The following is a 19,315-nucleotide window of genomic DNA, read 5'->3' as shown; positions in this document are numbered from 1 at the left end:
ATAATGTGGGAGAATGGTTCAATAATTTAACGAATCTGGTCCCGAGGCAATTATATAATGTATTAGTACTGGGTACCTTTTAATAGAGGCTTAGAAAACACTATGAATTGGAGGAATAATAATGAGTATTTTTGACGGCATAATGGGGAATGTATCTGAAATTGAAGTGAGCAAAGTAGAGAAGGAAATGAAGGATTTACTAGCACTTACTGAAAAGGTAGAGCATGCATATAAACTGATTAGAGATCTGTTGATATTTACGGATAAACGTCTAATTCTTGTAGATAAACAGGGCGTCACAGGAAAGAAAGTTGAGTATCATTCCATTCCGTACAAAAGTATTGTACATTTCTCGATAGAAACTGCAGGAACGTTTGATCTGGAGGCTGAACTGAAAATCTGGCTATCGGGGAGTTCTGTACCAATTCAAAAGAAATTCAATAAATCGTTGAATGTTTATAAAGTACAAAGTGTGCTAGCAGAATATGTTTTGAAATGAACTTGATAATGTGGACCTATCCAATGTATACAATTAAGCGTTTAGTATCATTCCTTAACTACCATCTGTCTGGCTTATTGCGGGAGGCATCCCAAAGCGCCGAGCATTGTTGAGTGGATTCTTAATGTCAACATATAACTGTACAAATTTGTTGCAAAGGTCTGTACTTCTACATTGCATTACACAACTGGCAAATACATTTGGCGTGGCGTGGTAAATCCCTTGGAGTGGACTGGTAAATAAGATGTCACAAGTGGCCGTAATCAACGGTTGCCTTTAATATTGGACTTCTATTCCAGACGGTAGATCAACACTAGGATGAATATAAAATTAAAGCATTGTTTTCGAGGAAGGGTGAGCTTATTGAACAGGGGGAAAAAAGCGACAATTATTTTTCTCGTAATTATGATCTTGTTCTTCGTTAATTTAAATACCGATTTATTTCGCAGTATTATCTCCGGAAATATAGAGTCTATCACTTCTATATTAGGAGATAATAAAGCTTTCACTTTGTTCATTACCTTCATGATTATGTTGGTTCATAATACATTTCCTGTAATACCACTTTTCCTTGTCATTTTGATAAATAATACTCTTTTTGGTTTTCAATTAGGTATCGTGTGGAGCATATTAACGAGCATTCTCTGTGCGATAATTGTATTTCTAAGTATTCGATATGTCCTTCAAGATTTTGTACTGAAAAAAGTTAATTTGTCCAATATTAGTAAAGTAGAACAGAGTGGACTATGGTATGTATTTGGGGCAAGAATATTTCCTTTTGCTCCTACAAGTATCATTAACGGTGTTTCAGGTGTTAGTACCATTCGACTTTCATATTTTATTATCGCAACAGCATTAGGAAATATTACTATATTCTTTGTTTATACTCTTATTCAGGCAGGATTGCTTTCACAAGGTTTCAATGAATATGTGACTGGAATCATTATTCTTTCAGGATTCATTGTATATTACTATTTTAAAAAAGTTACTTTGCGAAAAAAGAACTAAAAAACAATTTAATTAAACCATAAAATAGGGATTCATAGTTCAAATTTAAAATGTTAAGTCAGTAGCGAGAAATCAGACAGTGATATGTTGTCTGATTTTTTTAATCTTGTTATTTAACGATTAGATCATGTAACTAGTTAATCAGTTTGTTTCGTTGATTGACAACGAATTATCATCAATTTTGTATAAAACTACCAATCAGAGATGAAGCATCGCTATTAAGCAAACGGGCGCGTTACTCCAACAAGGAGAATAGTAGATAAAGGAATTGGCGAATTTAGTGATTCGGAAGCGTTTCGTGCGATGTTAACAGTTGCGCTTATGTTACCATTGTAGGGAACAATCCGAAATATGGTTTGGATAGACAGCTTCGGGTTCAAGTTCAACTTTTGTCCTAGGACTAGCTGCTAGTACTGAGCTGCATAATAGACAGCTTTGAAGTGAAATCCAATTTTAAGTAGAGAAAATGTCAGACTTACTAGGGTATTTGAATTCAAATGAGTAGAAAAAGGGGCGGTTTTTATGAAATACGACTTTGACAAAGTAGTTGAGCGTTCGAACACTGCATCTGTGAAATGGGATGCAACAGAGGAATTGTTCGGTGAAAAAGAGTTGCTTCCGCTTTGGGTTGCGGATATGGATTTTAAAGTTCCAGATGAAGTAGTCAAAGCAATCCAGTCCCAAGCAGAACACGGTATTTTTGGATATACGACGAGGAAGCCAAGCTACTATGAAGCTATAATCGATTGGATGAAAGACCACCATAATTGGGTAATAGAAAAAGAGTGGATTTGTCATAGTCCAGGGGTCGTTACCGCTTTAAATTTAATTGTCCAAGCTTTTAGTAAGCCAGGTGACAAAATCATTGTTCAACCGCCCGTATATTATCCATTCATGAAAGCGATTCAAAATCATGATCGGCAGGTCGTATATAATCCACTTCTGTTCAATGAAGGTAGATTTGAGATGGACTTTGAAGATCTGATTTCAAAAATAGATTCTTCGGTTAAAATAATTCTCCTTTGTAATCCACAAAATCCTGGTGGCCGTGTTTGGACGGAATCAGAACTTAAACGGCTCGGTGACATCTGTCTGGAACGTGGAGTCCTTGTTGTATCCGATGAAATTCATCAGGATCTTGTATTCAAGCCTGGAAAACACATTCCATTTTCGGCTATTTCAGAACAGTTTGCTGACAATAGCATCATTTGTACGGCACCAAGTAAAACATTCAATCTTGCTGGTTTACAAACATCGAATATCATAATTTCCAATAAAGCGCTACGAGAGAAGTTTGTAATGGAAGGCGATAAATACGCTGTTACAATGTCGAACTCATTTGGTGCACTTGCCACAGAGGCCGCGTATAATTACGGTGGACAATGGCTGGAGGAAGTTCTTGACTATGTTGAAGGAAATTTGCACTTCATTACGAAGTATTTCAAATCCAATTTACCCGTATTAAAAGTATTACCATTAGAAGCGACTTATCTGGCTTGGATTGATTGTCGGGAATTGGGACTCACGCCCGAAGAGTTGGAAAAACTGTTCCTCTCTAAAGCAAAAGTCGCTTTAAATCAAGGGTATGTCTTTGGCCCTGGAGGCGAAGGATTTGTCCGTATGAACCTTGCTTGCTCTCGCTCAACAGTAGAGAAAGCAGCTCAACAAATGAAAGAAGCGATCATTCAATTGCGGTTATAAATCCTGACTAAAATAAATATCAGGTACCTATGCATGGAACAATTCTGGTAATCCACTATAATTACATGTTTATTAGGCATGGGCTAGGTATTTTTTTCAATATCTAGTGTCATTTAAATTCTTATGTAATTGTATGAATTGTTCGTTGTTATTTGTTGCATAGGTACCGATTTTTATTTAAAGAGAACGGGAACTGATCAAATATGCTTAATCTCGTTAAACTCCATTCTACTCCTCTTCTTTATGACTCACTTCTAACAAAGTCAATTTAAACTTTCCGATTTGATCTTTTACGTACAAATTAGTAATGGAAGTAGAATAATTATGAATCGTTCCTCTAAAAAGTAAGTCTTGCTCAGGAATATTCACGTCAAAAGTTCCATTGTAAAGTAAAGTTGTAATGTCATGGTAATCATCACTTGTTACGTTAAATTCAACTGAAACTTTATATAATCCATTTACTTTTTCGTCTTCATAACTACATAAATCAATTACTTTGTCATTTAAAATAATTGTACTGGTCAAGAGGATCACTCCTATTTCAAATTCTAGGTATTGACTTGAAATGTCAATGATACACTAGACATTATTGTTTTGTAAGCACGCATACTTTCGGTATACACAATTTAGACTTGTTGCGGTTGCCCAGCTTCAGACGATACTAATCCCAAATGTTGATACTCTGTTTGGGCATGAGGATTCATTGGGGAAATCAAAGACATTCAAGCAAGTTTCTTGAAAGTCAAAAAAGGTCAGTGTACAATAAATTCATAGATCAAATATAGTCAAAGCCAAGCGGGATAGATAAATGAAGATAAAGGGAGGAAACGAATATGCAGTGTCAACATTGTGGTAAAAACGAAGCGACGATGAGTTTAAGATTTCAAGTGAATCAGCAAGGTATGCACATCAATATGTGTCTTACGTGCTTTCAAGAAATCCAAGGTCAATTACAGGCAGGCAAGATGCCGTCATTTAGTGACAATGCGAATCACTTTTTCAAAGCAAACGGTGGCCAACAGGCAAAAACTCAAACAAAGCAAACAGAAGAAGGTCACGGCAACGGTTTGTTAGACCAACTTGGTAAAAATATATCAGACGAAGCAAGAAAAGGACTGATTGACCCGGTCATCGGACGTGATCAAGAAGTGAGACGTGTCATCGAAACGCTAAATAGAAGAAATAAAAACAACCCAGTGCTAATAGGTGAGCCTGGAGTTGGTAAAACAGCAATCGCCGAGGGGCTCGCAGTAAAAATCCTCGAAGGCGATGTACCGATGAAACTACTGAATAAAGAAGTGTACTTATTAGACGTTGCTTCACTTGTTACCAATACGGGCATTCGTGGTCAGTTTGAAGAGCGGATGAAACAACTAATTGAAGAACTTCAAGCCCGAACAGATGTAATTTTATTCATTGATGAAATTCACTTGCTCGTTGGTGCAGGTTCAACAGAAGGATCGCAAATGGATGCCGGCAATATTTTGAAGCCAGCCTTAGCACGGGGGGGCTTGCAACTCATTGGGGCAACGACATTGAAAGAATATCGTCAAATCGAAAAAGATGCTGCACTTGAACGTCGGTTCCAACCGATTATCGTCAAGGAACCATCTGCAGAAGATACGATTAAAATCTTAAACGGGTTAAAAGGACGTTACGAAAATTTCCATGAAGTACGCTATACAGATGAAGCGGTGCAAGCTTTTGTTACCTTATCACAACGCTATATTCAAGATCGTTTTTTACCGGACAAAGCGATTGACTTGATGGATGAAGTCGGGTCACGTTTAAACCTTACACATGTCACCACTAATTCAGATTTAGATTCAATTGGTATGCGTCTCGGCGAAATCATTCAAGAAAAAGAACAAGCAGCAGAAGTGGAAGACTATGAAAAAGCGGCAAATTTACGTTTTGAGGAAATTCAATTACGTAAACAATTGGAAGAAGCGAAACAGAGTGGGGAAGCGGAAAAAATAGAAGTTTCTGTTGCAGATATTGAGTTAATTGTCGAAGAGAAAACAGGAATTCCTGTGACAAAACTACAAGCAGCAGAACAAGTGAAAATGAAAGGTCTTCAGGAAAATCTCAGCAAAAAAGTCATCGGTCAAGAAGAGGCGGTCGATAAAGTCGCAAAAGCAATTCGTCGTAGCCGTGCGGGACTTAAAGCCAAAAATCGTCCCATTGGCTCTTTCTTATTTGTTGGCCCAACGGGTGTTGGTAAAACAGAAATCACAAAAGTCCTGGCAGAAGAATTATTTGGTTCACGTGACACGTTAATACGCCTCGACATGAGTGAATATATGGAGAAACATGCTGTGTCTAAAATTATTGGCTCCCCTCCAGGTTATATAGGGCATGAAGAAGCTGGTCAATTAACAGAACAAGTACGCCGGAATCCGTATTCAATTTTACTCCTTGACGAAATTGAAAAAGCGCATCCAGACGTTCAAAATATGTTCCTTCAGATTATGGAGGATGGCCGCTTAACAGATTCACATGGTCGGACAGTCAGTTTCAAAGATACGGTCATTGTTATGACAAGTAATGCTGGAACAGGTGACAAAAAAGTGAGTGTCGGTTTCAATCAAACAGTACATGAGTCCGTTACAAAACTCGAAATGCTGGGCGATTATTTCAAACCTGAATTTCTCAATCGTTTCGATGCAATTGTTTCATTTAACGAATTAACAGAGGAACATCTACTGGAAATCGTGGACTTAATGCTTGTTGATTTACAAGTAACAATCGAAGAGAATAATATTGCCATCACGATTTCCCAAGAAGCAAAACAAGCATTGGTCAAATTAGGCTATGATAAACGTTTCGGAGCCCGACCACTTCGCAGAGTCATTCAAGATAAAATCGAAGATCCATTAACAGATCTTATTTTAGAAGATCATGTTGAAAAAGTCCGTGTAGATCTCGTGGAGGAAGAAATTGTCGTCAACAAAGTGTAACTTCATTCCTGACATAGGACCCCTTTGATATGAATAAACTGTCAACCAAACGGATTTGGTTGACAGTTTTTTTATTTTCATAAAACACTGGCGAGTTGGGCTTGAAGACCTTCATTTTCACAGCTCTCTTATCGGTGATACTGTTGCAAATAGGTGTCTGTCGCGATTCTACATTGTTCAAGTGAAGCAACTGTATGGTTGCCTGTTAAACGAACCGTATGCATGCACGCTTTGTCTCAAACAACTAAATTTCACTTCATTAGCTTAAGAAGTGACCTTAACTCGAACCCGTTACGGGAATTCGAATAGAAGCACCAATATCTGTGCCTAGCGTAGCACTCGCCATATCCGACACCATCTCAAATCTTGTCCGTACCCAATGGACTTTTTAATGCTTCAAGTTCCTCTTTTGAAGTACTGATATTCTATGGATATACAATAGTTCCAATTGCTTTTAATATTCCAGTTCCCTTCTTTTTATGACAATTAAATCAATGAGGTGAATAGTGTCACGCGATTGCTACCTCCTGCACGCAATTCTCTAACTGCATCGGTATTGACTTGCGTTCAAATCCTGACAAAAAGGTCATCGCGGGAGATACTGGTAGTCCTATTAAGGGTGAGAGAATTGATGTCTTCATGGAAAATGAACAAGACGCACTAAATTGGGGACGTAAAACGGTTACAATTAAAATTCTGGATTGATAAACTTGGAATAACTAGTAGTTAGAAGTTTGACTGAAATAGTAAAAAAAAGAATGCAACTCAGCTTGTGCGTAACAAGGCTGTGTTTTTTTTGCGTAGAGTTATTCTAGCAAGTGATTTAAATCTGTAAAATAGTAGTATCTTTAGTAAATGACTACAAATTTCAGAGTATTTGATTTATTTTGAGTGTGCGGTTATAGTGGTGTTAGTGTTCTGAATTTTTAAATATATATAGACAAACAATTTAAAGGGGGAGGAAATGAGATGGTAAATGTTGTAGCGGAAAATAAGTATTTGAACTATCCACAACAGCCTCATGGTGGCAAATTAGTGGATAAGGTTGTGACGGGAACAGAGCGGGAAGAGGAGCTGGTCAGGGCCAAGCAGTTACCAACGATTATGGTAGACATGGAGGCTTCCATAACGCTTGAAATGATTGCCACAGGAGTGTTATCTCCCAACGAAGGCTTTATGAACGAAGCTGATTATAATTCTGTTCTTTCGAAAGGGCGATTAACAAGTGGCGTAATATGGCCGGCGCCGCTAAGCTTTGCTCCAATAGGTAATAGGAACAAGGAAATCGTCAAGTCCTTAAAAGTTGGAGATGAGATCACACTTGCCGATGAAAACAATGAACCTGTCGCTATTATGAAAATAGAAGATGTTTTTCAGTATGATAAGGAACGACGTGCATCTGCCCTTTTTGGTACAACCGATCGTAATCATCCAGGGGTAGATGCAATTTATAGAAGAATGGGGGATGTCTCTTTAGGTGGACCTATTCGGTTATTACGGCGAATGGATTGGGGACCATTTGAGAAACTTCGACTGGAACCAAAAGATACGTGGCGTATATTTTATGAGGAGAAGAAGTTTCGTACTGCGGCAGGTTTTATAACAGGGGCCAATCCCTTGCATAGAGGTCATGAGTATATTCATAAGAACGCTTTAGAAGAATTGGATGGCTTACTTCTTCAACCTTTAGTTGAGATGGCCAAACGTGAGTATACACGTCATGAATACCGTATGTTGTCTTATCGAAGCGTTTTAGATACGTATTATCCAAAAGGTCGCTCCATTCTTGCACCTTTGCGAGTGACGTATATTTTTGCAGGGCCGCGTGAGACTGTTTTACATGCCTTAATTATGAAGAATTATGGATGTACGCATGCGCTCATCGGGCGAGATCACGCGGGAATTGGTGATTATTATGATAAGTACGCGAGTCATAGTATATTTGACGAGTTTAAACCGGAAGAGTTAGGGATCGAGGTTCGGCTGTATCATGAAGTCTTTTACTGCACACGTTGTGATAGTCCTGCTACAGGGCAGTCCTGTCCACATGATGAACAGTATCGGATCAATATTTCTGGTACGGGTATACGAGAAATGCTTCGTCATGGGATTATGCCACCGAAGGAAATTGTACGTCCTGAATCAGCTCGTATTGCGATGCAGGGGGTTCAGCCAAAAGGGCTTGATGAGTTTGAAAGATCCATTTCACCGGTTGGCAAAACACTTAATAGCATATTCCCTTTCTATTTAACAAGAACAAGGCTCGGTGGACGAAAACGCAATACACCTTTGACAGTGGAGCAACTCACTAACCTTGATTTGGAAGCGGCGAACTTGGATGTCCGCACCAATGCAGACCAAATTTATCGGGACATTTTTGATGAGTTTAGTTGCGTCGGTGATGTCAATCGCGGTTTGCAACCGGAGTGGATTGCAGATGCCCGGGAGTCAATGCGCGTTCAACAAGAAATGGTCATTCAGGACTTGGAGGAGAAAGTGTCGCTAGCTCCAACTACCGCTTCCGATGAATTCTTGTATCAGGATAAGGAAGAATCCCAACGTGAACTTGATGTCGCTAAAAAGATTCTTGCGGACATTCCGAGAGTGCTGAGTGAAGATTATTTACAAGAAAGAACTTGGAATGTTCTACCTTATAATCGCTATCGTGGCAGCGATGAACCAAAAGAAGAGGATATGGAAAAGTAAATTGTACTTCTATAAAATATGAAAATATGAAATTATAAAGCGTATCAAAACATATAGTGCGGTTTTCTTAGTTTTTCCGTATAATTAATCGAATATGTGGATTATTCGTCTTTGTGTCTGAGACCACTCGTGTTGTGCATCATCTTGCTAATGTACAACACGTTTGGTCTGACACAAGTACCTCTTTTTAAAGGAATGAAAGTCTGTCAGTCTTGTTAAATCTATAGTCAACCGTATTAATTATTTTCAATTCGCAGGGGCACTTAACGGAAGAGTGATTTCTACAGTCGTCCCATAACCCTCTATACTCTTGAATTGAATAGATCCATGATGGTTTTCAATAATTTTATAACTAACCATAAGGCCAAGACCCGTTCCTTTTTCCTTAAGTGAATAGAATGGTTCTCCAAGCTTATTGAGACGTTCTGTTGGTATTCCGATACCAGTATCAGTAAGTGTAATTTTGACGACTTGTCCTTCTTCGACCACTGTCCCTATTGTTATTTCTCCGCCGTTTGGCATTGCATCTATCGAATTTCTTATTAAATTAATGAGCACTTGTTGAATTTGCTTCGGTTCACAATGAATGAATTGATCTTTATCATTAAGATTCATATTGAATGAAATATTATGAAGTATTGCCTCTTTTTCCATCAATGAAATGGTTCGGTTTATTTCATTATAAATGGAGGTAGTTGTAAAACCTGTTCCGTTACTCGGTTTTGCAAGTTGAAGAAATTCTTCTATAATCATTTCAATTTTAATAAGCTCTTCTGTCATAATCGGACCAAACGTATCTTCCGGCCCCATTGGAAATAATTGAATGAATCCTTTTATAGTTGTTAATGGATTTCTAACTTGATGAGCAAAGCTGGCAGATAATTGTCCAACTATGTTAAGCATGTCCCACTTTCTAAGAAGCTCCTCTTGCATTTTTAGTTTAGAAATATCCTGAGTAATTGAAACATATCTTACAACTTCTCCCGCCCCATCAATAACAGGGGTAATCTTTGTTCGAATCCAGCAAACTTTTTCATCCTTATTTAGCACGCGATACTCAATTTCGGTCCTTTCTTTAGATAACTCCTCAAAAAAACGAAACAATTCAATTTTATCATCTGGATGACATGTTGAAACAAACAATGTAGGATCTTTCATTAAGTCTAAAACGGAGATACCGACAAGTTGTTCTATTCCAGGGCTTACGTAAAGGTACATCCCCTTTTTAACATCATACTGGCAAACTCCGAATTCCAAATTTCTCGTAATATCTTTAATTAATACTTCCTGTTGCAAAATATTTGCCAACTGCTTTTCAACAAACGATTTCATTTCTAGCGTTTCCTCAAGCTTTCTCGAAAGCGCAAAAACGCCTTGAACCATTCCAGCGCTGTCATAATACGGCAATAAAACGATGTTAACAGGAAGCATTAGTCCATTTTTCGTTATTCGTACTGTGTTCAAACGAACAACTTTTTCGCCCTTAATGAGTCGTTCCTTAATTTCTATAAGTTCGTACATAAGAAAATCAGGAACCATTGAGGCTTTCTTCTCTTCTAGCTCTTCACGTGTCCATCCAAAGAGTTCAATATAAGCGTCATTAACACCAATAACAGTCCCGTCAAAACCAGTATTGATGGCAGCTTTATCTGTAATGTCAAATACCGTGAGTTCTTTATCAATTAACGAGCGTTCAACAGATGTATAGGCGAACGTATCTACAATCGGTATGGCATGTATAAGCACTTCATTCTGATTAATCCACCTGCATACATTTACATAAAACGGCATGCCATCCCTTTTACTAGTAGTGAACCTGAAAGTAAACGGAATCAAATTTCCATCACAGCATTCAAGAATTCGCTCAATGAATAACAACCGATCATCCTCATGAACAAATTCATACATAGATGTACCAATTATAGAAGGGATTTTTTCCACCGAAAGAGTACAGAAATCTTTATTCGCATTTAGAATTGCTCCACTTTTAGTCAAACTGAAAATAATTTTTTCAACATATGCATTTCCGGTATTCAGCCCCATATTTTCATGCGATACATAAGAATTCGGCATCTATATCCCTCCCTTTTCGTAGTGAATTATATTCTAACTGTTATTTTAACATTTTTTTCTGTAGGTGTCATAATTATCAGAGAATAGTAGCTGGATTTTAAGTGTTTTTTTTTACAACTAAAGAATGCCCAATCGCGGTCACATGATCGTCGTTTCTGTCACAAGATATCCACCTACTAACAGTCAATTACAGTTAAAATGGGTCTACGACTTGAAAATAGTATTAATGTACCTTGGTTGTATAATTTACTCAAAGCGGAGCTTGGGAAAAGATGTTGTATAGAAGGTGGAAATTAATATTTCTTACCTATTCATTTTATATTATTTACGCAACGATATGGGTTGGTGTTCCACTCATGATAGCCCATTGAGTGGTAATTAAGAAAAATAACGAACATTATATTCTAATAGCCGAACGTTGGGCGCCTGGGTTTCGGTCGGTGTTGTAACTGGAACCATGAATGGACTGCGGCTTTCATTACTTTGGTCAAATTTTATGAAACTGGCAGGGAGGACTGGAGCACTACCCCTGTTTTTGGAAGTATTTTCTTTCTTCTTTGATAAAGAGTATGTAATAGAAAACAGGGAAAAGGAGTAAGATGAATGCTACATGACATCCTAATCTTTGTAGCTCCATGTACCATAATCTTCACAGCAATAGTATGTGCATTCTGGACTTCACCAAAAGATGGATTTGTTTCAAAAGAAAAATAAATTGAAACTTTTAGTAGTGGAGGATTCTTGCGTCTTCCACTGATATAAGTAGCTTTCTGGCGGTAATTCCAAACAAATATCCTTAAGTTATATAACGAGGAGGTAGCGGTCTTACTGCCAGTGTATAAACTTTGGATACTTCGCTAAATTAGCTTGTTTTTCGGGAGGTGTAGAGAGATGGTAGGACTTAAGGAATTAGCATTAGAACAGAAAAGAAAGCTGGTTCTCTTGGTCATTTTTGCTGTCACAACAGGTGTAGCAATTATTGGACAGGGTTATTTATTAGTCGCAATTGTGGATCGTATCTTTATAAAAGATGCATCATTCTCTGATGTTGTACCGCTGTTGATAGGATTGTTCTTCGCGTTTTCCGCAAGAACAATCCTTCAGTATCTTAGTGGGAGAACTGGAGTGAAAATGGCTTCACAGGTTAAAGGGAATCTTCGGAAAAACCTTTTGAATAAGTTTTCTGGAAATACGATTCAATCATCACTTCAAGGACAGTCTGGTAAAAAAGTAAGTGTAATGATGGATACTGTGGATGAAGTTGACAATTATTTTAGCGGTTATATCCCACAAGTAATTCAAGCTACTATCATTCCACTCATCATTCTAGTGGTTATCTTGACACAACATATATCCACAGGAGTGATTATTATAATCACTGCACCCTTTATTCCGGTTTTCATGATAATTATTGGTATCAAAACAAAAGACAAAACCGAAGACCAATTGGATAAAATGGCTGCTTTTTCAGGAGGGTTCCTCGATACGTTACAGGGATTGACAACTCTTAAATTGCTTGGTCGTTCCAAAGAACAAAAAGAAACGATACGAAAAAGCAGTCTTGATTTTCGTGATGCGACGATGGAAGTACTTAAAATTGCTTTCCAAAATTCCTTAGTATTAGAATTCATATCGATGCTAAGTATGGGGATAATAGCCCTAGAACTTGCACTTAGTTTAATTGTGTTTCAGAATATCACGTTTTTTACCGCGTTTTTCATGTTGGTATTGGCTCCAGAGTTTTTCATGAAATTAAAAGACTTAGGTAGTGCTTTTCATACGGGTAGGGGAAGTATGGGGGCGGCTAAAAAGCTAGCAGATGAACTAAGTGACACAGAGAAACCTGTTTTATGGGGAGTAGAAAGCTTGGAAAGAGAAGTACCACTAGCAATTGAACTGCGTGGTGTGGGATTTACTTATGGAGAAGATGCATTTACATTAAAAAACATTCAACTAGAAATTGTTCCAAATGAACAAGTAGCGATTGTCGGTAAAACTGGCGCGGGGAAATCAACCCTATTAAATGTAATTGCCGGACTTGTTTCGGTCTCAGAGGGAGAAATGCTTATCAATGGGAAACCAAGGTCAAACTTTCAAGAGAAACATTGGTTTGATCGATTAAGTTATATTTCACAAAACCCTTATTTATTTTCAGGAACAATTGCGGAAAATATTGCGATTGGCGGACGTATGGATGCTACTCGAGGGGAGATCGTACAAGCTGCTGAAAAGGCTGGAATTTCCGAGTTGGTCGATTCACTTAAACATGGCTATGATACAGCTATTGGTGAAGGAGGAAGAGACCTTTCAGGTGGAGAAAAACAACGAATAGCTATTGCGAGAGCATTCTTAAAAAGTCCATCTGTTATTCTGTTTGATGAGCCGACAACTGGACTCGATCTTCGGACGGAGAAAATCTTGCAAGCATCTATTAAGGAACTGTCTAAAGCTTCAGCGGTCATTACAGTTGCTCATAGGCTTCATACGATTAAAAATGCCGACAAGATTATTTTCTTGGACAACGGAGAACTCTTAGCAACTGGCACACATGAGGAACTGCTGGAATCGGTGGAAGTGTATCGTGAGATGGTGTCTGTTCAACAAGGAGGGATTGCAAAATGAAGGACTTAGGATTTGTTACCAAGATATTATTCGTAGAAAAAAAGGATATTTTCTATTCTATTATCTGCGGATTTATATCTGGGATAACAGCTGTTAGTTTATTTGCATCCAGTGGGTATTTGATCTCCAAGGCGGCTTTAACACCTTCAATTTATACCTTAATGATTATCGTTGCATCGGTTAAAATTTTAGGAATTATATCAGCATTAAGTCGTTACGGAGAACGTTATTTTTCTCACCGAGGGACATTTACGATGTTAAGTAATATGCGTGTTTCCTTTTACGAGCAGTTAGAACCATTAGCACCAACGATATTCCGGAAATATCGAAGCGGAGATCTTCTTGCTAGAGTAGTGGGTGATGTAGAGGCATTACAAAATTTCTTTTTGCGCGTTTTTTACCCACCGGTTGTTTTACTATTAGTATTTTTATGTACAATCTTTTTTACAGCATTGTTTTCAATAGAAGTAGCATTGGTCGTATTCGTCGGTCTGATAGTAACTACCTTTGTTGTTCCATCAATCTTTGCTTTAACGCAGCGAAAAGTGGATCGACTGGTGAGACAGAGACGCGGAGAATTGTCTACCAAAGTGACAGAATTTATTTATGGCTTTCGTGATTTAAAAATACACCAACAACTAGAAGAAAAAGAAGGCGAACTGCATCAATCTGTACATGCCTACTTAGATGAACAAGAACGTGAAAGTATTCATAATTTGTTCAGCCAGGCTGCTAACAAGTTTCTATCGCTTCTCATATCATTGCTTGTTCTAGGTGTTGGCGCTTATTTAGTGGCAGATGGTCAACTGGATGGGATTTACCTTGCGATGTTTGTCATGGTTTCATTGACAGTTTTTGAAAATACAACTTCTATGGCAGCTTTCCCAAGCTATTTAGAAGAGAGTCGGCAAGCTGCGTCAAGGCTTACCGCAGTCGTTGGTAAAGATTTTGTACAAGAGAAACCACAAGAAAGTTTTGAAAAACGTACTATACAGGGCGTTCCTTCAATTGAAATGAAGGATGTAACTTTTGCTTTTCCAGATGAAACACATAATACGTTAACAAATGTAACGACAGCGTTTCCAACGGGTTCAAAAACAGCTATAGTCGGTCCGAGTGGTTCTGGGAAATCGACGTTGTTGCAGTTGCTATTAAAGTTCTACAGTGTAAACCAAGGTCAGATTCGTTTTAACAATGATTCGATTGATCAGATAACACAGGAGTGTATTTGGGAGAATACAAATGTGGTATTACAAGAAAATCATTTTTTCTATGGCACCATTCGAGATAACTTACTGCTTGCTAATGATGAATTAAGTGAAACAGAAATGGAAGACATGTTGGGAATGGTGAAGCTTGGGCACTTTTCCTTAGATGATAAAGTATTAGAAAAAGGGGAGAATCTTTCAGGCGGAGAAAAACAGCGTCTCGCTATTTCCCGAGCTCTGCTCAGAAATTCGCCTCTATGGCTATTAGATGAGCCAACGTCATCCATTGATGCATTGACCGAGGCACATATTATGGGCTATTTATTTGAAAAAGCAAAAGTGGATACTGTTATTGTCGTTAGCCATCGCTTAACAGGATTAGAAGAGATGGATCAAATCATTGTGATGGACAATGGAACCATTGTTGAATCTGGAACATTGGAAGAATTGATGGATAAAAAAGGGTACTTCTATGAAATGAAACAAATTGAACAGAGCGTGTTTCTTATAAACTAAAACTTGGCGTAATGGAATCTCCATAGTGTTTGGTACCAGTGTGCGGAACTACTCTTATACAATGCAATTGTATAAGAGTACAAAACTGATCAATATCTATGTGGTTTTTTATTCTTTTTTTATTACTACTCGACTATGTGAATTTTTCGTCCTTGTGTCTGGCGCAGGCAGTTCTTTTTAGGAAACAAGTAGGGCAGTTAAAAAAATATCCCAAGTAAAAGAACTTGGGATATCATCCAATTTATACAATTCATTTGTTTGACGACCATGGTGTTCCTAAGCGAGGCAACACCCAACGATCTAGCCCATACCAACCAGCAACTTTCCAGGCCAAAATTAAGAATACTGCAATTATAAACATAACGGGATTTGTACTCACAGTACCTGCCAATAAGAAAGACATATTCATAAGTGCACCAAAGAAAGCCGCAATTCCTGTTAAGAGTCCAACGATTAAGCCAAGTCCAATTAACACTTCACCCCAAGCGACCATATAAGAAAATGGTGTTGCGTTTGGAATCACGATGCTCTCTAGGAACCAAGCATACCACCCTGCGACGTCCCCCGATTCAGATTTGGCAAGGGCACCACCCATAAATCCTTCAATTGCAACACCAGCATTAGCACCTGTCCATACGTCAGAAGTAACTTTTCCAATGCCGGCCATCAGCCAAGAGTAACCAAGGTATAATCTTAAAACTAACCATATCCATGCAGATATCGTGTTAGAAAATAACCATCTTGAAAGCGGATTTTCTTCGATAATAACATTCTTTCCAAACTGAGAATTCTGCAATTTAACCATGTCATCACCTCATAATTTTATGTCGTTATTCATTGTTACTATGCATAAATGATAGGATAAAAGTATTAAGTACTATTTTTAGTATAGCACGTGTGACAAGTTTATCCAGTTTAGTTGTCAGATACGCTATTATGTTAAATAGATAGTTGGCAAATAAAAAATAGATTGTTCGAACTTTCATATTTAATTGACACACAACATTATAGGTGTTTTGAATCAAATGACCCAAAAATATCCTGACTGTCTATATTAAAATTGAATGCAACTAAACAATTTTCGCCAAAGGATCTCTTAATCTGGAGATCCTTTGGCTTTTCTTATTTTAGAAATGTTCGCCCAGAATAGTAGTTTCGCCTTTTTTTTCGATCCACGTTTGGATTTGGTCTGTCAACCAGTCGTTTTTACTCTTGTGCAAAGCAGTAACGTACTCAGTTACTCATTCTGAAGTTACCAGTGCTTCCACAGGCGTCCCTGAGATTTCCTTTTCTTTTCGCTTTAGAGATTTCTGCATATTGACACTGGTTTCTTTTTAACGTTTTTGCTTGGGCATGATACAACGTCCAATCCCTATTAATTACCACATGTAGCTAGCATTTTTTTGAATACGCATGAAAACGGATCTTAAGTCACGGAATTAGAATAGATACCTCGAAGTACATACTATATAAGTCATGATTTCATAGACTTAGACGGTATAAGTAGGTGTGATTAAGAACCAAATAATCTGGAGGGACAATATATAGAGGGATAATAGTCTTATGGAAACTTTATGTCATATTAGATGTCTTTGACAAAGGGGAGATTAGAATGCTATTTATAGTATCAATGGATAAATACCATATCATTCTTTATTAACAATATAATGGAGAATTGACATGAGTTAATTATGGATAGTTATTACTAGATTGATAATAGATTTAATGATGTTCCATAATGCGCTACAAGGCAAGATTAGTAGAAAAATTTTTACAACCTTATATTAGAATTAATCAGTGTCTTTGATGCGAGTAACCGATAAGTCATTGGGGGGTAAATGTGAGGTGAATAAAAAAGGTAGGGGGAATGAGGATTGCTTGGCTATTACTATGCATTATTGAGTAAGAAGGAAGGGGAGGTTGCACGTCTGAATGCGTGTCAATCCTCACTAAGCGAAAAACAGCAGCAATTCACTATGAATGAACATAAATGTTTGGAACCAGAACTTTCGCCCACGACTTGGCATGGTAGACATGCTACTGATTTTCAAGCTATTCGTGAAGGGGGAATTCACACAGCTTTTTTGGAGATTGCAGGTGCCCAGTTCGCAAACGTATATAGTGCAATTGCAGCAAAAATTGCTTCACTTCAAGCAGAAATTGCCTCCATTCAACAGACTATCGAGCGTCTATTGGCCGAGGAAGCGGCAAGGGAAAAAGAAGAAGTGAAAACTTCCAACTAACAACGGGGGAGATAACTATCATGTCGACCGAAGTGAAGATAGACTATGGAGAAGTTGAAAACCAATTAAGGGAAATGAATAGCAAAACGGAGTCACTCATTCCAAGAGCTGAACCACCGATTACGGGAAATACGATGGATGTCGTGACTAAACAGACGAAGTTGTCGATTCAACTGGAACAGCTTTTGATGAGCTATCAAACTGTATTAATGGAGAATAGTAAAACAACGACTAGCTCCGTTGAATTCATGCGTGAATCAGACGAAAAAATAGCGACTGTCGTGCATAGTACATTATCGGGACCGAAGCAGGCGATGTTATAATGAAAGTAGTAGATGTCAGCCCTTTCCACGATGGCTTGCGGCGGAATCATACCATGCTGAATCGTTTGGAAAATGAAATGAAAGCAATCGAGACCGCAGTCGAAGGACTTGTTGCATTGGAAGACTCATTGAAAGGACAAGGAGGAGATGCAATCCGTGCATTTTATGCGGAGTGCCACCTGCCGTTCTTACAGTTTTTTATGACATTCAAAAGCAATTACGTAAATGTCCTGACCCAAATGGATTCCGCACTTGATTCATTGGAGCCGGATATGAACGGGTTCATCCGTCAAACGTTTCTTGAAGGAGAAGTTGAAGAAGGACTTACGGTAATTTCGAGACTGACAAGCAGTCTCACCGACGAAGCGAACGACATTATGAATCAGGTCGCCGATATCGTTGCCCTTCCACATCTGAATGATAGTGATGTGCAGGAGGGGGTTCGGGATGCGCGGAGAAAACGGGATCAAACGATTGCCGATTTGTATGAATTTGATGCGAACCAGACGAGGGCTTTAATAGCGATAGAGAATGACCTTTCCATCATGGAGACATGGCTTGCAGATATCGAAAGTCTCTTCAGAGAAGGACTCACCGGCGTCCATTTTGAGTCTAAACAGTGGGCGGCAATTACACTGAACAGCGAATTGCAAACAGCCATCGTTCAACAGACCTCTGCGGTTGCGGGGGGCCTAGGGAATAGTGATCAGGATAATCTGATCGGCACGGAATTCAATGCAGGAACCTTCCAGTCACTTGAAAGTAAAAGAACCGAGACAATCGAGCGTGGAGCTTATGGAAGCTACAACCTGTTAAAATTCCACATCTATGAAAATGGTCTGATTGTAAAAGAATACCAACTCGGGACGAGAAAGCCGATTCAATACGAAGTGGTTAAAGAAGTGGAAGAAGAATTCGATGACGGTGGTTTTCGTGAGCTCGACAACTATTTTGAAGGTACGAAGCTAGCATTTGTGGATTATATCCATCCGAGGGCAATCATCCAAAAAGGCTTCAAAAAAATGGCGCTGGCTATCATCCCTGGAGTTAAGCCATCCAAATATAAAGGAAATCTTTCTGTGAAGAAGACTCCCGCAGTTGAAAATAAGTCTAAGGGTACGGGTAAGATTGAGAAGACATATAGCCGTCCGTCTGGTTATAGAAAAGGGGTTAGGGATGAAGCTTGGGACAAAGCTAAAGGTGCTAAAGGTAAAGTAATAGACCCAGGTACTGGAAAAGTAATGAATAAAGAAGTACCATGGGATATGGGACATAAACCAGGATACGAATTTAGAAAGCATCAACAAAGTGCGCAAGAAAGAGGAATTTCAAGAAAAGAGTTTCTAGATGAACACAATAATCCAGACCACTATCGGCCTGAGCTACCTTCTTCTAATAGAAGCCATAAAGGTGAAGATTTAACGGGCAATTATTTCGGAGATTAAGATTAAATAGT

Annotated in this window: 15 protein-coding genes and 1 pseudogene; 13 read left to right on the top strand and 3 right to left on the bottom strand. The window is 38.4% G+C overall.

Features of this window, described 5'->3' with window-relative positions:
- Nucleotides 1-121 precede the first annotated feature (121 nt).
- From ACGLYD_RS11620 to ACGLYD_RS11610, 3 genes are all read left to right on the top strand, one after another.
- The gene (locus ACGLYD_RS11620) at nt 122-499 is read left to right on the top strand and encodes a PH domain-containing protein (protein WP_067210880.1); all 378 of its coding nucleotides are present in this window, start codon (nt 122-124) and stop codon (nt 497-499) included.
- 363 nt (nt 500-862) lie between these two features.
- Nucleotides 863-1,507, top strand: coding sequence for a VTT domain-containing protein (locus ACGLYD_RS11615; RefSeq protein WP_340742438.1), 645 nt, complete (start codon nt 863-865; stop codon nt 1,505-1,507).
- A gap of 522 nt (nt 1,508-2,029) precedes the next feature.
- The gene (locus ACGLYD_RS11610) at nt 2,030-3,208 is read left to right on the top strand and encodes a MalY/PatB family protein (protein ID WP_399627976.1); all 1,179 of its coding nucleotides are present in this window, start codon (nt 2,030-2,032) and stop codon (nt 3,206-3,208) included.
- 228 nt (nt 3,209-3,436) lie between these two features.
- On the opposite strand, the gene ACGLYD_RS11605 is transcribed toward ACGLYD_RS11610, so the two are convergent.
- Nucleotides 3,437-3,733: a DUF3219 family protein gene (locus ACGLYD_RS11605; RefSeq protein WP_340767545.1), complete on the bottom strand. Its 297-nt coding sequence runs from the start codon at nt 3,731-3,733 to the stop codon at nt 3,437-3,439.
- Between the two features lie 308 nt (nt 3,734-4,041).
- On the opposite strand from ACGLYD_RS11605, the gene ACGLYD_RS11600 reads away from it, so the two are divergent.
- From ACGLYD_RS11600 to ACGLYD_RS11590, 3 genes are all read left to right on the top strand, one after another.
- A complete protein-coding gene (locus ACGLYD_RS11600) occupies nt 4,042-6,168 on the top strand; it encodes an AAA family ATPase (RefSeq protein ID WP_399627973.1) in 2,127 nt (708 codons plus the stop codon).
- A 561-nt stretch (nt 6,169-6,729) separates the two neighbouring features.
- Complete coding sequence (locus tag ACGLYD_RS11595; protein ID WP_340767547.1) at nt 6,730-6,873, top strand: 3D domain-containing protein; 144 nt, start codon at nt 6,730-6,732, stop codon at nt 6,871-6,873.
- A 264-nt stretch (nt 6,874-7,137) separates the two neighbouring features.
- Nucleotides 7,138-8,874, top strand: a complete 1,737-nt coding sequence (locus ACGLYD_RS11590) for a sulfate adenylyltransferase (RefSeq protein ID WP_354312556.1) — start codon at nt 7,138-7,140, stop codon at nt 8,872-8,874.
- 246 nt (nt 8,875-9,120) lie between these two features.
- Here the strand turns inward: ACGLYD_RS11590 and ACGLYD_RS11585 are convergent, their stop codons facing one another.
- Nucleotides 9,121-10,947: a PAS domain S-box protein gene (locus ACGLYD_RS11585; protein WP_399627969.1), complete on the bottom strand. Its 1,827-nt coding sequence runs from the start codon at nt 10,945-10,947 to the stop codon at nt 9,121-9,123.
- 272 nt (nt 10,948-11,219) lie between these two features.
- Between ACGLYD_RS11585 and ACGLYD_RS11580 the strand changes: the two are divergent.
- From ACGLYD_RS11580 to cydC, 4 genes and pseudogenes are all read left to right on the top strand, one after another.
- Nucleotides 11,220-11,509, top strand: a pseudogene (locus ACGLYD_RS11580) (cytochrome ubiquinol oxidase subunit I); the annotation flags it as partial.
- Between the two features lie 41 nt (nt 11,510-11,550).
- Nucleotides 11,551-11,661, top strand: coding sequence for a cytochrome bd oxidase small subunit CydS (gene cydS / locus ACGLYD_RS11575; RefSeq protein ID WP_399627966.1), 111 nt, complete (start codon nt 11,551-11,553; stop codon nt 11,659-11,661).
- Between the two features lie 177 nt (nt 11,662-11,838).
- A complete protein-coding gene (cydD, locus tag ACGLYD_RS11570; RefSeq protein WP_399627962.1) occupies nt 11,839-13,569 on the top strand; it encodes a thiol reductant ABC exporter subunit CydD in 1,731 nt (576 codons plus the stop codon).
- Nucleotides 13,566-15,293 carry a thiol reductant ABC exporter subunit CydC gene (gene cydC, locus ACGLYD_RS11565; RefSeq protein ID WP_399627959.1) on the top strand — a complete coding sequence of 576 codons (1,728 nt, stop codon included), beginning with the start codon at nt 13,566-13,568 and terminating at the stop codon, nt 15,291-15,293. The genes cydD and cydC overlap by 4 nt, the downstream gene beginning before the upstream one ends.
- Before the next feature lie 250 nt (nt 15,294-15,543).
- Here cydC and ACGLYD_RS11560 read toward each other — a convergent pair whose 3' ends face one another.
- Entirely contained in the window at nt 15,544-16,098 is a 555-nt protein-coding gene (locus tag ACGLYD_RS11560) for a DoxX family protein (RefSeq protein WP_399627956.1), read from the bottom strand.
- A 1,069-nt stretch (nt 16,099-17,167) separates the two neighbouring features.
- Here ACGLYD_RS11560 and ACGLYD_RS11555 point away from each other — a divergent pair.
- The 3 genes from ACGLYD_RS11555 to ACGLYD_RS11545 are packed head-to-tail and all read left to right on the top strand — an operon-like array spanning nt 17,168 to nt 19,304.
- A complete protein-coding gene (locus ACGLYD_RS11555) occupies nt 17,168-17,536 on the top strand; it encodes a DUF5082 family protein (RefSeq protein WP_067210853.1) in 369 nt (122 codons plus the stop codon).
- A 20-nt stretch (nt 17,537-17,556) separates the two neighbouring features.
- A complete protein-coding gene (locus ACGLYD_RS11550; RefSeq protein WP_338656015.1) occupies nt 17,557-17,859 on the top strand; it encodes a YwqI/YxiC family protein in 303 nt (100 codons plus the stop codon).
- Complete coding sequence (locus ACGLYD_RS11545) at nt 17,859-19,304, top strand: T7SS effector LXG polymorphic toxin (protein ID WP_399627952.1); 1,446 nt, start codon at nt 17,859-17,861, stop codon at nt 19,302-19,304. Before ACGLYD_RS11550 ends, ACGLYD_RS11545 begins: the two co-directional genes overlap by 1 nt.
- The last annotated feature ends 11 nt before the right edge of the window (nt 19,305-19,315 follow it).

Origin of the sequence: Sporosarcina sp. SG10008 (assembly GCF_044569405.1) — a bacterium.
GTDB lineage: Bacteria > Bacillota > Bacilli > Bacillales_A > Planococcaceae > Sporosarcina > Sporosarcina psychrophila.
This window is presented reverse-complemented; position numbering and strand designations above follow the sequence as displayed.